The following is a 13,868-nucleotide window of genomic DNA, read 5'->3' as shown; positions in this document are numbered from 1 at the left end:
CCTACTCCTCCTCGTTCCAGGTGACTGCCTGCGGAAAACGCTGCGCCACGACGTCGAAAATCTCCGCGAAGCTGGCGAGGGAGCTCAGCAGGAAATGCCCCAGCTGGGCCAAGGACAAACCTTCGCCCACGGCCATGGCGCGGTTGGCACCTAGGTGGATCTCCGCATTGCCCTTCGCGTCCTCTTCGACGAGGAAGTTCAGGGTGGGCGCCACGCTGGCCCAGTTCAGCTCCGCCACGGCAGCAGCAACGTCTTGTTCGAGGTGCGCCGGAAGCGTGCCTTCCCAGGCAGCGAAGGCGCTCAATACGTCGCCCTCCGCGTTGAGGTCACAGTGCACCGCGATGTGCGGCACGCCGGTCTGCAGGACGCGGCGCACGGGGGCGTTGTCGCCGCCGACACCACGAGCGTCGCCTTCCTCGGGGGCAGCTTCGATGAGCGCGTAGTCGGCGTCGATAAGCTCGCACAACTGCGCCAGCCGGTCGATGGTGACCGGCTCAACCACGTGGAGCTCGGTCACTGCTGCTCACCCTGGGCGCCCTCGGTTCCCTCGCCCGCCTGTGCGGCAGATTCGGAACCGAGCTTGGCCATCTCCTCGGCGGCGGCGACCATGGCGTTCTGGGCGTTGATGACACCATCCACGGAGGCGCGCAGCGCGGCCGCGAGTTGTTCGTCGGTCATGCCGGCCGCGCACGGAATATCGGCTTCGGTGCGCACGAGCAGCATGCCGTCGAAGTCAGCAATGACGGCGCGGGCCCCCATAGCGACGGAGTTGATCTGGTTAGCCGCGAGGAAAAGGCCGGCGTCGGCTTTGGCGTAGGTGACGTCCGTTGGCACATCGCAGCGTACGATGGCGACGCTTTCCAGCACAGCGAACATGCACGGCAGGCCGTTGAGGTTGGCGGTAGCGGCGTCGTCGCGGCCGGTGACCGGCTCGAGTTCGATGTCGAAGGTTTTCATTGCCTCGATAATGCGGTCGAGGGTGACCTCCGGCAGTGCGTGCGGATCCTCGGCGGGGGTAGTCGCAGGATTAGTCATGGTTGTGCTCCTTCCAGGTGACGAGCTGCGGGTACTGCTGTTCAATCCACTCGAAGGACTGCAACACGGCATCCAGGGTGGACATGACGAATGCGCCTAACTGGTTGCGGGAAGCGCCGTGGGTCAGGTCGAGATCGCGCGCACCGGAGACCGCCAAGGCGTTGTCCGGAGCCTCAAAGAAGCGGAACGTCGGCGTGAAGTGATCCTGGTTCCAGGCGTTGATGTGCATGAGGAGCGCGGGGCCCTCGGAGGCGGGCACGGAACCGCGCCACACGGAATCGACGATGAGGGAGGAGCCAACCAGCTGGAAGGCGATGGCGGCGTTGGAGAAGCCGGTGCGCAAAAGGTTGACCGTCTGGCCGTCCTGCGTCTTTTGCTCTTCGATGCGGTATTCCAAGCCCTCTGACTTAAAGATCTCCGCAATGCGTTCGAGTGTGACCTCCTCAATCGGAGTATCGGGCTGCAGCTGGCGCTGCTGCGCTTCGTCGTGATTAGTGGTGTCAGTCAATTCTTCTACTCACTTCGCTACATTCTTCTTAATCTTTTCCGGCCCCGACACTACCGGAGCCGTCTTCCTTGGGTGCGGAGGTGGGGGCCTCGAAGAGCTTTTCTCCGCCCAGCTCGTGGGCAAGCGCTGGAGCGATCTCGGGATAGCGGAAAGTATGGCCGAGCGCTTCTGCCCGCGTGGGCAGAACTTTTTGGTTAGCCAGTGCAAGCTCACGCGCACCTTCCTTGCCCAGCAGCAGAGCCGGACCGACGCTGGGAATCGGAATGATGGTGGGGCGGTGAAGCAAGGAGCCAAGGGCATCAACATAATCGCGGTTGAGCACCGGAGTGGGGGAGACCGCGTTGATGACGCCGTGCCAGGCTGGGTCGAGTGCGGCGCGGATGAACATGTCAGAAAGATCATCTTGCGCAATCCAGCTATTCCACATGGTGCCTTTGCCGAAGGCGCCGCCAAGACCTGTGGAAAACAGCCCGCGTAGCAGCGGCAGGATCCCCGCATTGGCTGATTGCACAATACCGGTGCGCAGGTTAACCACGCGCTTTCCAGCCTCGCGCGCCGGCCCGCACGCCGCCTCCCAGTCGGCGACGACGTCGGCGAGAAAACCCTCGCCGCGCTCCGATTCCTCGGTCAGTTCCGTTTCACCCCTGTCCGGGCCATAGATTCCAATGGCGGAGGCGCACACCAGGGTGGTTAGGGACGGGGTCTCAGCAGCCATCTGGGCGAGTAGGCGGGTAGGCTCGACGCGGGAATCCCGAATGGCCTCTTTGTGCGCGGAATTAAAGCGCCCGAAGATAGGTTCGCCGGCCAAGTGGATGAGAACGTCAACGCCTTCCAGCAGGTCCTTCGCTGGCAGCTGGGGGCGCCAGAGGCGCTCGCCAGGCCCGGGGTTGGAGCGCACCAAAGGAATGACGGTGTGGCCCAGGGTGCCCAGTTGCGCAGCCACAGCCGCGCCCACCGTCCCGTGCGTTCCGGTTACCGCTACCGTGCGGGGCTCGGCGTTGAGCGCGCCGAGCCTGTGAGCAAAGCGAAAGTCTTCGATGAGCTGCTGCTGGCGGTAAGCAAAGATCGATTCCAGGGCTCCGGCAGGAATGCGGGTTTCCACCTTGTCCGTGATGAGTGTGCCCTCCGGGTGATCCTCAAAGAAGTGCTCGTGGCGCCAATTCGCCAGGGAGCGGAAGGGGGCGTTGATACAGACATCCGCGAAGGAGCGCCGCGGTTGGTAGCGGCTGAGGTCGTGGCGGGCAACCCATTTCAGGCCGCCGGGAAAGCCCAATACTGAGGTTCCATCGGCCAAGGACTCGGCCTGTTGGAGCGGGGTCATGAAACCGAAAGGTGCGGTGAGGCGAGCAAACGCCCCCTGGCGGGTGTGCCACTGCCATACGTCTTCGCGCGGCGCTGGGACAAGGTGCTGGGTAGTGAAACTCACTGTCTATAGACCTACCTCAGGAGATTCGGGGGTGCGAGGGCGTACCAAGCACGCGTGAAGAGTGCTATGGTTAGTGCTGGCTTTCAAGCATAGACAAGTCCATTGAACCATTGTCCGACATCCTTTAAAGACCGCACCGTGAGGCGGGGAAGGAGGTCACGATGAGTGAATCCGGCACCCACGCGGAGTCTAACGAGCTGCTGAGCTCGAAAGACGTCGCGCGTACTGTCGCACGCATCGCGCACCAGATCATTGAGAAAACGGCGCTAGATTCGAGTGATTCTTCTCGGGTCCTGCTCTTAGGCATTCCCTCTGGTGGCGTGCCTTTGGCGCAGCGCCTTGCCGAAAAGATTGAGGAATTCTCTGGGGTGGAGATTCCCTGGGGTTCCCTCGACATCACCTTGTACCGAGACGATTTATATGCCCGCCCGCACCGTGCCTTGCAGCCCACGACGGTGCCTGACGGCGGCATCGATGGCGCCACCGTCATTCTTGTCGACGATGTCCTCTACTCCGGCCGCACCATCCGCGCCGCACTTGATGCCCTCGCGGACATCGGCCGTCCCGACATCATCCAGCTCGCCGTCCTCGTGGACCGCGGACACCGCCAAGTCCCCATCCGTGCTGACTATGTGGGCAAGAACATTCCTACTGCACGCGACGAGGATGTCACCGTATACAACGCCGACATTGATGGGCGCGATGCCGTCGTTCTCACCCGCTTCACTGCACAGCCCGGCAAGGAGGCATAAATGAAGCACCTCATTAACATCGCCGACCACAGCGCCGAGGAGATTCTCGGTCTGATGGATGAGGCCGACCGCTTCCGGGAGGCCCTGGAAGGCCGCGAGGTCAAGAAGTTGCCCACGCTGCGCGGGCGCACCGTTTTCACCTTGTTCTACGAGAATTCCACCCGCACTCGTTCCTCTTTCGAAACGGCGGGCAAGTGGATGTCGGCGGATGTCATTAACCTCTCCGCCTCGACGTCCTCGGTCAAGAAAGGTGAGTCCCTCAAGGACACGGGCCTGACCCTGGCGTCCATCGGGGCGGACGCCATCATCATGCGCCATCCTTCCTCCGGTGCGGCACAGCAGCTAGCCAGCTGGGTAGCGCCCGGCGGCCAGGGCCCGAGCGTGATTAACGCCGGCGATGGTTCTCACCAGCACCCCACGCAGGCGCTTCTCGACGCCGTCACGATGCGCCAGCGCCTGCACCTGGGCACGGATCGCTCGGCAGCGGGCACCGGTTTTGAGGGTCTTAACGTGGCCATCGTCGGTGACTGCTTGCACTCCCGCGTGGTGCGTTCGAACGTCGACCTGCTCTCCACGCTGGGCGCTGAAGTCACGCTCGTCGCCCCGCCGACGCTGTTGCCCTTCGGGGTGGACACCTGGCCCGTGCGCGTCTCCCACGATTTCGACGCCGAGGTGGATAAGGCAGACGTAGTCATGATGCTCCGCGTGCAAGCAGAGCGCATGAACGGCGGTTTCTTCCCATCGCACCGCGAATATGCCACTCTCTACGGGCTGTCCAAGGACCGCGCCGCGGCCATGAAGAAGGACGCCATCATCATGCACCCAGGCCCCATGGTCCGCGGCATGGAGATCAACTACGCCGTGGCCGACTATGACAACACCGCGGTGCTCCAGCAGGTCAACAACGGTGTCCATGTGCGCATGGCCACCCTCTTTACGCTGCTCACCAACGGCGAGAACGCCGGTATCTAAAACGAGATGTCTCACACACCAACGAGGAGAGCTGAAGAATCCATGACTAATTATCCAGACACCGGCGTGCTCTCTGCTCCCGCGGCCGGCACTCTGCTCATCACCAACGTTCGCCCCTATGGCGAGGGCGAACCCACCAGCATCCTGATCAAGGATGGCGTCATCGAGGCCATCGGTGCTGCCGGGGACGCCGGGGGCGCCAGGGACGCCGGGGGCGTGACCCCGGCAGTTGAGGTGGACCGCACCATTGATGGCGACGGCAACGTGCTGCTGCCAGGGCTGGTGGACATGCACGTTCACCTGCGTGAGCCGGGCCGCGAGGACACCGAGACCATCGAAACCGGCTCGCGGGCTGCCGCCAAGGGCGGCTTTACCGCCGTGTTCACCATGGCTAACACCTCACCGGTGACGGACCAGCCGATCATCGCCGAGTCCGTCTGGGCCAAGGGCCAGGCACGCGGCCTGTGCGATGTTCACCCCGTCGGCTCCATCACGAAGGGCCTCGAGGGCAAGACCCTGACCGAGTTCGGCATGATGGCCCGCTCGGATGCCAAGGTGCGCATGTTCTCCGACGACGGCAAGTGCGTCCAGGACCCGCAGCTCATGCGCCGTGCCTTGGAGTACGCCAAGGGGCTTGACGTCCTGCTAGCCCAGCACGCAGAGGACCACCGCATGACTGAAGGCGCTAGCGCCCACGAGGGCGAGGTTGCGGCCCGCCTGGGCCTGCGCGGCTGGCCCCGCGTGGCCGAGGAGTCCATCGTCGCCCGCGACGCACTACTCGCGCGTGACTACGGCAACCGCATGCACATCTGCCACGCTTCGACGAAGGGCACAGTGGAGCTGCTCAAGTGGGCCAAGGAACAGGGCATTCCGCTGACCGCCGAGGTGACCCCGCACCACCTGCTGCTGACCGATGACAAGCTGGTGACCTACGACGGCGTCTACCGCGTCAACCCACCGTTGCGCGAGGAATCTGACACCCTGGCCCTGCGCCAGGCGTTGCTCGACGGGCTTATCGACGTCGTGGCGACCGACCACGCTCCGCACGGCAGCGAAGACAAGTGCGTCGAATTCGAACACGCCAAGCCGGGCATGCTGGGCCTGGAGTCCTCCCTGGCGGTTATCGCCAAGCTTTTCGTCGCCACCGGTCTGGCCGACTGGCGCTTCGTTGCCCGCGTCATGTCGGAACGCCCGGCAGAGATCACCCGTCTGCCCGGCCATGGCCGCCCGATTGCCGTGGGAGAGCCTGCCAACCTCACCATCGTTGATCCGGAACACCAGTGGGTATCCGATTCCACGCGCCTGGCCTCGAAGTCGGAGAACAACCCGTACGAGGGGGAGGAATTCGGCGCACGCGTGGCCTACACCATCCTGCGCGGTGCGGTGACCTACGACCTAGCGGCTGAAAGCGCCAGCGAGGCGGCCGAGTAATCGGGATAATCGACAATCAGAGTTGCTCAACACTTAAGTGGCCAACGCATACCAACGCACGTCCCCAACACAATCACCCTTCACCGAGAAAATTCACTGAAAGGTTCAACACACAGTGACTTCCACTACCACCACCCCCGCCATCCTGGTCCTCGCTGATGGCCGCACCTTCCGTGGCTTTGGCTTTGGCGCCACGGGTACGACCCTGGGCGAGGCCGTCTTCACCACCGCCATGACGGGCTACCAGGAGACCATGACGGATCCGTCGTACCACCGCCAGATCGTCGTAGCCTCCGCGCCGCAGATTGGTAATACAGGCTGGAATGATGAGGACAATGAGTCCCACGGCGACAAGATTTGGGTCGCCGGTCTGGTCATCCGCGACCTTGCTCGCCGCGTCTCCAACTGGCGCGCCGAGCGCTCACTGCCGGAGGAGATGGAAAAGCAGGGCATCATTGGTATCAGCGGCATCGATACCCGCACCCTGGTGCGCCACCTGCGCAACCATGGCTCCATCAAGGCCGGTATCTTCTCCGGTGCCGATGCTGAGCGGGACGTCGAGGAGCTCATCGCTGAGGTGAAGAACCAGCCCTCCATGGCCGGACTCGACCTGTCGGCAGAGGTCTCGACTGATGAGGTTTATACCTTCCCGGCCGTAGGGGAGAAGCGCTTCACCGTCGTGGCCTACGACATGGGAGTCAAGACCGCCACACCGAAGAACTTTGCCGAGCGCGGCATCGAAACCATCGTGGTTCCCGCCAACACCCCGTTCGAGGAGATCAAGCAGTACAAGCCGGACGGTGTGTTTGTCTCCAACGGTCCGGGCGACCCGGCTACTGCGGACACCATGGTTGGCATCGTCCGCGACATCCTCGCCGCCAAGTACCCGTTCTTCGGCATCTGCTTCGGCAACCAGATCCTCGGCCGTGCGCTGGGCATGGATACCTACAAGCTGAAGTTCGGCCACCGCGGCATCAACGTGCCGGTGCGCAATCAGCTCACCGGAAAGATCGACATCACCTCTCAGAACCACGGCTTCGCCCTGGCCAGCCCGTCAGGCAAGGAAGACCCGGCCGGTGAGGAATTCGATACCGACTTCGGCCCGGCAGTGGTGTCTCACACCTGCCTCAACGACAACACCATCGAAGGTGTTGCGCTCAAGGATGGCATGGCTTACTCCGTGCAGTACCACCCAGAGTCCGCGGCTGGCCCGCACGATGCTAACCCGCTCTTTGACCAGTTCATCGAGCTCATGACTGAAAAGTCCCCGAACAAGTAGAACGCAACCAGGAAAAGGAAGAAGAAACACATGCCAAAGCGCAACGACATCAATCACGTCCTGGTTATCGGCTCCGGTCCGATTGTTATTGGCCAGGCCTGCGAGTTCGACTACTCCGGCACCCAGGCCTGCCGCGTGCTCAAGGAGGAAGGCCTGCGCGTCACGCTGGTCAACTCCAATCCGGCAACGATCATGACGGACCCGGAATTCGCCGACCACACCTACGTAGAGCCCATCGAGCCCGAGTTCATCGAGAAGATCTTCCAGAAGGAAAAGGAAGAGGGCAACCCCATCGACGCCGTGCTGGCCACCCTCGGCGGCCAGACCGCTCTGAACGCCGCGGTACAGTTGGACCGCCTGGGCATCCTAAAGAAGTACGATATCGAGCTCATCGGGGCCGATATCGATGCGATTGAGCGCGGCGAGGACCGCCAGAAGTTCAAGGATATTGTCGCCTCCATCGGCGGCGAATCCGCGCGCTCCCGCGTCTGTCACACCATGGAGGAGGTCCACGAGACCGTCGCCGAGCTTGGCTTGCCGGTTGTCGTTCGCCCGTCGTTTACCATGGGCGGCCTCGGTTCGGGCCTGGCCTTCAACGAGGAGGACCTTGAGCGCATTGCCGGCGGCGGTCTGGCTGCGTCCCCAGAAGCGAACGTCCTCATCGAGGAGTCCATCCTGGGCTGGAAAGAGTTCGAGCTAGAGCTCATGCGTGACGGCGACGATAACGTTGTGGTCATCGCGTCCATCGAGAACGTCGATGCCCTCGGCGTCCACACCGGTGACTCCGTCACCGTAGCCCCGGCCCTGACACTGACGGACCGCGAGTACCAGAAGATGCGCGACCAGGGTATCGCCATCATTCGCGAGGTGGGCGTCGACACCGGCGGCTGCAACATCCAGTTCGCCGTGAACCCGGATGACGGCCGCATCATCACCATTGAGATGAACCCGCGCGTATCCCGCTCCTCCGCGCTGGCCTCCAAGGCCACCGGTTTCCCGATTGCCAAGCTGGCCGCCAAGCTGGCCATTGGCTACACCCTGGATGAGGTGCGCAACGACATCACCGGTGTGACCCCGGCGGCCTTTGAGCCGACTCTGGACTATGTCATCGTCAAGGCTCCGCGCTTTGCCTTTGAGAAGTTCCCGGGCGCCGACGACACCCTGACCACCACCATGAAGTCCGTGGGTGAGGCCATGGGTATCGGCCGCAACTACATTTCCGGCCTGAATAAGGTCATGCGTTCCCTGGAATCCAAGCCCGCAGGTTTCTGGACCCAGCCGGATGAATACTTCGCCGGGGAGCGCGCTACGGACCTCGAGGCCGTTCTCAAGGACCTGGAGCGTCCGACCGAGGGCCGCATGTACGACGTCGAGCTGGCCCTGCGCCTCGGTGCCACCATCGAGCAACTGCACGAGCACTCCCACTTGGACCCGTGGTTCCTCGCTGAGCTGGAGGCACTGGTCCAGTTCCGTGAAGAGCTCGTGGGCGCTCCGGTGCTCGACGCCGAGCTGCTGCGCCGCGCCAAGGTCTTCGGCCTGTCCGACGCCCAAATCGCGGCTCTTCGCCCAGAGTTCGCCGGCGAGGATGGCGTGCGCTCCCTGCGCTGGTCCCTGGGCATTCGCCCGGTGTACAAGACCGTCGATACATGCGCTGGAGAGTTCGAGGCGCAGACCCCGTACCACTACAGCACTTATGAGCTGGATCCGAACGCTGAGTCCGAGGTCCGCGCAAGCGCCGAGAAAAACAAGGGCAAGGTAATCATCCTGGGCTCTGGTCCGAACCGTATCGGTCAAGGCATTGAGTTTGACTACTCCTGCGTGCATGCCGCCCTAGAGCTCTCCCGCGAGGGTTACGAGACGGTCATGGTCAACTGCAACCCGGAGACCGTGTCTACCGACTATGACACTGCAGACCGCCTCTACTTCGAGCCGCTGACTTTCGAGGACGTCATGGAGGTCTACCACGCGGAGGCTGCGTGCGGTGAGGTTGCCGGCGTCATCGTCCAGCTGGGCGGCCAAACCCCGCTGGGCCTGGCTGAGCGCCTGACCGCTGCCGGCGTTCCGGTCGTGGGTACTTCTGCCGCCGCCATCGACTTGGCGGAGGACCGCGGAGAGTTCGGCAAGGTGCTTGCTGAAGCCGAGCTTCCCGCACCGGCTTTTGGCACCGCGACCTCCTTCGAGGAGGCACGCCAGGTTGCCGCGAAGATCGGCTACCCGGTACTTGTCCGCCCGTCCTACGTGCTGGGAGGCCGCGGCATGGAGATCGTCTACGACGAAGATTCGCTGCGCGATTACATCGAGCGCGCTACCGAGATCACCTCGGACCACCCGGTCTTGGTTGACCGCTTCCTGGATAACGCCATCGAGATTGACGTCGACGCGCTGTGCGACGGCGAGGAAGTCTACCTCGGCGGCGTGATGGAGCACATCGAGGAGGCCGGTATTCACTCCGGTGACTCCTCCTGTGCGTTGCCGCCGATGACGTTGGGCCCAGAAGATATTGAGAAGGTGCGGGAGTCGACGCGTCGTCTAGCGCATGGCATTGGTGTTAAGGGCCTGATGAATGTTCAGTACGCCTTGAAGGATGACACCCTCTACGTCATCGAGGCCAACCCGCGTGCTTCCCGCACCGTGCCTTTCGTCTCCAAGGCCACCGGCGTTCCGCTGGCCAAGGCCGCCGCGCGCGTCATGCTGGGTGCCTCCATCGCCGATCTGCGCGAGGAGGGCATCATCCCGTCTACTTACGATGGTGGCTCCTTGCCGCTGGAGCACCCGATTGCGGTCAAGGAGGCCGTGCTGCCGTTCAACCGCTTCCGTCGCCCCGATGGCCAGCTACTGGATACTTTGCTGTCTCCGGAGATGAAGTCCACCGGTGAGGTGATGGGCCTGGCCGATAACTTCGGCGCCGCCTATGCCAAGGGTGAGATGGCCGCCTTCGGCGAGCTGCCCACCGAAGGCACCGTGTTTGTCTCCGTAGCCAACCGCGACAAGCGCACGCTTATCTTCCCGATTCAGCGCCTGGCCTACATGGGCTACACCATTGTGGCTACCGCTGGAACCGCGCAGATGCTGCGCCGCAATGGCGTCGAGTGCGAGGTCGCCCGGAAGGTTTCGGAGGCCACGGAGGGCGAGGAGTCCATCGTGGATCAGATTCTCGCTGGAAAGGTAGATCTCATCCTTAACACCCCGGCAGGCTCCGCCGGTGCCCGCCACGACGGCTATGACATCCGCGCTGCTGCCGTATCCGTGGGTATTCCGTTGGTGACCACCGTCCAGGGCGTGACCGCCGCCGTGCAGGGCATTGAGGCTCTGCGTCGCGGGGACCTCAAGGTGCGCGCGCTGCAGGAGCTTGAGCATGACCCAGCCAACTAGGAAGACGCCGTCTTTCGGTGAGCGCCTCGTAGCAGCCGGTGCGGAGCGCGGGCGCCTGTGCGTGGGCATCGACCCCCACCCGCATCTGCTGGAGGCCTGGGGCCTGTCGGTTGATGTGGAGGGTCTGCGCACGTTTACCCTGCGCTGTGTAGAGGCCTTCGCTGAGACCGCCGCAGTGGTGAAGCCACAGGTGGCCTTCTTTGAGCGTTTCGGTTCGCGCGGCTTCGCAGTTCTTGAGGAGGCCCTCGCGGGGCTCCGCGAGCAGGGCTGTCTGAGCCTAGCGGACGCGAAGCGCGGAGACATCGGTTCCACCATGGCGGGCTACGCGCAAGCCTGGCTGGGGGAGGACTCGCCGCTGCGTTCTGATGCTGTGACGGTCTCGCCCTACCTTGGTGTGGGCGCTTTGAGTCCAGTCTTCGACCTAGCGGAGGATACTGGACGCGGGGTCTTTGTCCTTGCGGCGACCTCCAACCCAGAGGCCGTGGCGTTGCAGTCGTTGAGCGTCGACGGCCGCAGCGTGGCACAGCGTGTCGTCGATGAGCTTGCACAGCGCAATGCGTCCGCGGTTGGGCCAGACACCACCGTGGGTGCCCTTGGTGTTGTCGTTGGCGCGACGTTGGAGGCTCCGCCTGCACTAGACCAATTAAACGGTCCGGTGCTGCTGCCGGGTGTGGGCGCCCAGGGCGCCACGCCCTCCGATGTAAGGGAACTCACCGCAGCGGCGCCCGAGCTCGGCTTTGCCAATGTTTCCCGGGCCATTCTTTCGCAGGGGCCGAATGTCTCTGACCTGCGGAAAGCCGTAGTGGATACGGCGGCGGAGTTCCGGGACTAATACTCAGACCAGGTAGCGGCGTGCTGGATTAACGGGCGCGCCGTTTACCTGGTATTTTGTTTAAGGCATGTGCGTTGACGTGCGGGAACCTTTAAAAGAAGGGGGCCGCGTTACGTCATCGCGTACAGACCAGTGCTAGGATTGCCAGAAGTCGGTTCGTGGAGGTAGCAAAAGCTATCCCGCGCTGGGGAAACCTTCCCACCGTGAGCCGAGATTCTGGTGCTAGCCATCAGATGACAATGTTCGTACTAATGAAATCGGAGGAAACCCGTGGCCCTTCCCAAGTTGACAGATGAGCAGCGCAAAGAAGCTCTCGCAAAGGCCGCTGAGGCCCGCAAGGCTCGCGCTGAGCTCAAGGCTGCGCTGAAGCGCGGCGAGACCAACCTGCAGGAAGTTCTGGAGAAGGCCGAGACCGATGAGATCATCGGCAAGACCAAGGTCTCCGCTCTCCTCGAGGCCCTGCCGAAGGTTGGCAAGGTCAAGGCTAAGGAAATCATGGAGGACCTGGAGATTGCTCAGACCCGCCGTCTGCGTGGCCTGGGTGACCGTCAGCGCCGCGCCCTGCTCGAGCGTTTCGGCTACGGCGAGTAATTAGCGCAATGGCTGACGAAACTGCACGCGGGCGCCTAGTCGTTCTGGCCGGGCCGTCCGCTGTGGGCAAATCCACGGTGGTTTCGCGCCTGCGCGACGATGTCGACAACCTCTACTTCAGCGTCTCCATGACGACGCGCCAACCCCGTCCCGGAGAGACTGATGGGGTGGACTACTTCTTCGTCTCCCCAGAGACCTTTCAACAGCATATCGACGCCGGTGACATGCTCGAATGGGCAGAGATCCACGGCGGTTTGCAGCGTTCCGGGACGCCCGCTCAGCCGGTCCAAGAAGCGATGACGGCTGGACGCCCGGTGTTGGTAGAGGTTGATCTTGCAGGCGCCCGCAACGTGAAGGCGGCGATGCCGGAGGCAGAAACCGTGTTTCTGGCCCCACCATCTTGGGAAGTTTTGGTCGAGCGCCTGACAGGGCGTGGGACCGAACCGCAGGATGTCATCGACCGCAGGTTGCAGACCGCTGAGTCGGAGCTTGCCGCGCAAAAGGAGTTCGACCACATCGTTGTCAATGAAGAACTCGATGAGGCCGTTGCTGCTATTAGTGCTATCCTGCGTGGATAGACCACGATTTTGACCATCTACCAACAGTAAAGGTGCATGTGACCAACGTGACCACACCTGCTAATTCTGAGGCCGTTAAGCCGGAACCAGTATTCGATCCGCCGACGGGCATTACCGATCCGCCGATCGATGAGCTGCTGGGCAAGGTCTCGTCCAAGTACGCTCTGGTGATCTTTGCCGCTAAGCGCGCACGCCAGATCAACAGCTACTACCAAGAACAGGATGAAGGCGTCTTCGAGTTTGTCGGACCGCTGGTGACCCCGGAACCGGGGGAGAAGCCGCTGTCCATCGCTTTGCGCGAAATCGAAGCTGGCCTGCTGGACCACGAGGAAGGCAACTAAGCCTTTCCGTGCCGGTAGCGGCCTAAGCACATTCTGAACTGAACCCACCCACGTGTCTGCCAGGACGCTGGGTGGGTTCAGTGCGTCTTGGGTAACATCGTCCGCGTGAAGGACGTACAGCATTTCCAAGAAGTTCGAGAGAGTAACGCGGTGAACAACACAGAGTCCGCAGATGTTGGGTCAGCTCACCGGCGGCGCATCCTCATCGGAGTGGCAGGAGGAATTGCCGCCTACAAGGCGTGCCATCTTATCCGCGATTTCACTGAGCATGGCGATGATGTTCGCGTGATTCCTACAGAGGCCGCACTGAATTTCGTTGGGGCGGCGACCTTTGAGGCCTTGTCGGGGCATCCGGTGTCGACCACGGTCTTTGATGCGGTGGATGAGGTCCAGCACGTCTCCCTAGGCCAGCAAGCGGATGCCATCGTTATTGCCCCGGCAACCGCGGACCTGATCGCGCGTTTGGCTGGTGGTCGCGCAGACGATCTTCTCAGCGCGTCTGTCCTCGTTGCGACGTGTCCGGTGATTATCGCCCCGGCGATGCACACGGAGATGTGGCTTCACCCGGCAACCCAAGACAACGTGGCTACGCTGCGCCGTCGCGGAGTTACTGTCATGGAGCCCGCCCACGGCCGCCTGACCGGTACCGATACAGGCGCAGGCCGGTTGCCGGATCCGGAGCAGATCGCGGAGTTTGCTCGCACCATCATTGCTGGCCACCGCGTGGACCATGAGTGGCAGGGCCGGAAGG

Annotated in this window: 14 protein-coding genes; 10 read left to right on the top strand and 4 right to left on the bottom strand. The window is 62.8% G+C overall.

Translation table 11 applies throughout. From position 1 onward, the window contains the following. Position 1: 1 nt before the first annotated feature. From RDN59_RS05090 to RDN59_RS05075, 4 genes are read right to left on the bottom strand one after another with little or no spacing between them, the layout of a single operon-like run. A complete protein-coding gene (locus RDN59_RS05090) occupies positions 2 to 517 on the bottom strand; it encodes a hypothetical protein (protein WP_308606901.1) in 516 nt (171 codons plus the stop codon). After that, a complete protein-coding gene (locus RDN59_RS05085; RefSeq protein WP_158381118.1) occupies positions 514 to 1,035 on the bottom strand; it encodes a YbjN domain-containing protein in 522 nt (173 codons plus the stop codon). The genes RDN59_RS05090 and RDN59_RS05085 overlap by 4 nt, the downstream gene beginning before the upstream one ends. Further along, a complete protein-coding gene (locus RDN59_RS05080; protein ID WP_046649083.1) occupies positions 1,028 to 1,543 on the bottom strand; it encodes a YbjN domain-containing protein in 516 nt (171 codons plus the stop codon). Before RDN59_RS05080 ends, RDN59_RS05085 begins: the two co-directional genes overlap by 8 nt. Before the next feature lie 28 nt (positions 1,544 to 1,571). Then, positions 1,572 to 2,969, bottom strand: a complete 1,398-nt coding sequence (locus RDN59_RS05075) for a TIGR01777 family oxidoreductase (protein WP_308606900.1) — start codon at positions 2,967 to 2,969, stop codon at positions 1,572 to 1,574. Between the two features lie 161 nt (positions 2,970 to 3,130). Between RDN59_RS05075 and pyrR the strand changes: the two genes are divergently transcribed. The 10 genes from pyrR to RDN59_RS05025 form a co-directional block, all read left to right on the top strand. After that, positions 3,131 to 3,721 (top strand): bifunctional pyr operon transcriptional regulator/uracil phosphoribosyltransferase PyrR, encoded by a 591-nt coding sequence (gene pyrR, locus RDN59_RS05070; protein ID WP_308606899.1) that lies wholly within the window; start codon positions 3,131 to 3,133, stop codon positions 3,719 to 3,721. Continuing rightward, complete coding sequence (locus RDN59_RS05065) at positions 3,722 to 4,693, top strand: aspartate carbamoyltransferase catalytic subunit (protein WP_308606898.1); 972 nt, start codon at positions 3,722 to 3,724, stop codon at positions 4,691 to 4,693. A gap of 42 nt (positions 4,694 to 4,735) precedes the next feature. Continuing rightward, on the top strand, positions 4,736 to 6,124 hold the full coding sequence (locus RDN59_RS05060; protein ID WP_308606897.1) for a dihydroorotase: 1,389 nt from the start codon (positions 4,736 to 4,738) through the stop codon (positions 6,122 to 6,124). Between the two features lie 115 nt (positions 6,125 to 6,239). Further along, positions 6,240 to 7,403 (top strand): glutamine-hydrolyzing carbamoyl-phosphate synthase small subunit, encoded by a 1,164-nt coding sequence (gene carA / locus RDN59_RS05055; protein ID WP_070701925.1) that lies wholly within the window; start codon positions 6,240 to 6,242, stop codon positions 7,401 to 7,403. A gap of 30 nt (positions 7,404 to 7,433) precedes the next feature. Then, on the top strand, positions 7,434 to 10,775 hold the full coding sequence (gene carB, locus RDN59_RS05050) for a carbamoyl-phosphate synthase large subunit (RefSeq protein ID WP_308606896.1): 3,342 nt from the start codon (positions 7,434 to 7,436) through the stop codon (positions 10,773 to 10,775). After that, positions 10,759 to 11,607, top strand: coding sequence for an orotidine-5'-phosphate decarboxylase (gene pyrF / locus RDN59_RS05045; protein WP_308606895.1), 849 nt, complete (start codon positions 10,759 to 10,761; stop codon positions 11,605 to 11,607). Before carB ends, pyrF begins: the two co-directional genes overlap by 17 nt. Before the next feature lie 270 nt (positions 11,608 to 11,877). Then, positions 11,878 to 12,198, top strand: a complete 321-nt coding sequence (gene mihF, locus RDN59_RS05040; RefSeq protein ID WP_010186801.1) for an integration host factor, actinobacterial type — start codon at positions 11,878 to 11,880, stop codon at positions 12,196 to 12,198. Positions 12,199 to 12,206: 8 nt separating this feature from the next. Continuing rightward, entirely contained in the window at positions 12,207 to 12,776 is a 570-nt protein-coding gene (gene gmk / locus RDN59_RS05035; RefSeq protein ID WP_308606893.1) for a guanylate kinase, read from the top strand. 38 nt (positions 12,777 to 12,814) lie between these two features. Next, complete coding sequence (gene rpoZ / locus RDN59_RS05030) at positions 12,815 to 13,117, top strand: DNA-directed RNA polymerase subunit omega (protein WP_046649090.1); 303 nt, start codon at positions 12,815 to 12,817, stop codon at positions 13,115 to 13,117. Positions 13,118 to 13,267: 150 nt separating this feature from the next. Further along, positions 13,268 to 13,868: flavoprotein (locus RDN59_RS05025; RefSeq protein ID WP_308606918.1), on the top strand; the 601-nt coding region annotated here is incomplete at its 3' end.

Source organism: uncultured Corynebacterium sp. (genome assembly GCF_902489365.1).
In the GTDB taxonomy this organism is placed as follows: Bacteria; Actinomycetota; Actinomycetes; order Mycobacteriales; family Mycobacteriaceae; genus Corynebacterium.
This window is presented reverse-complemented; position numbering and strand designations above follow the sequence as displayed.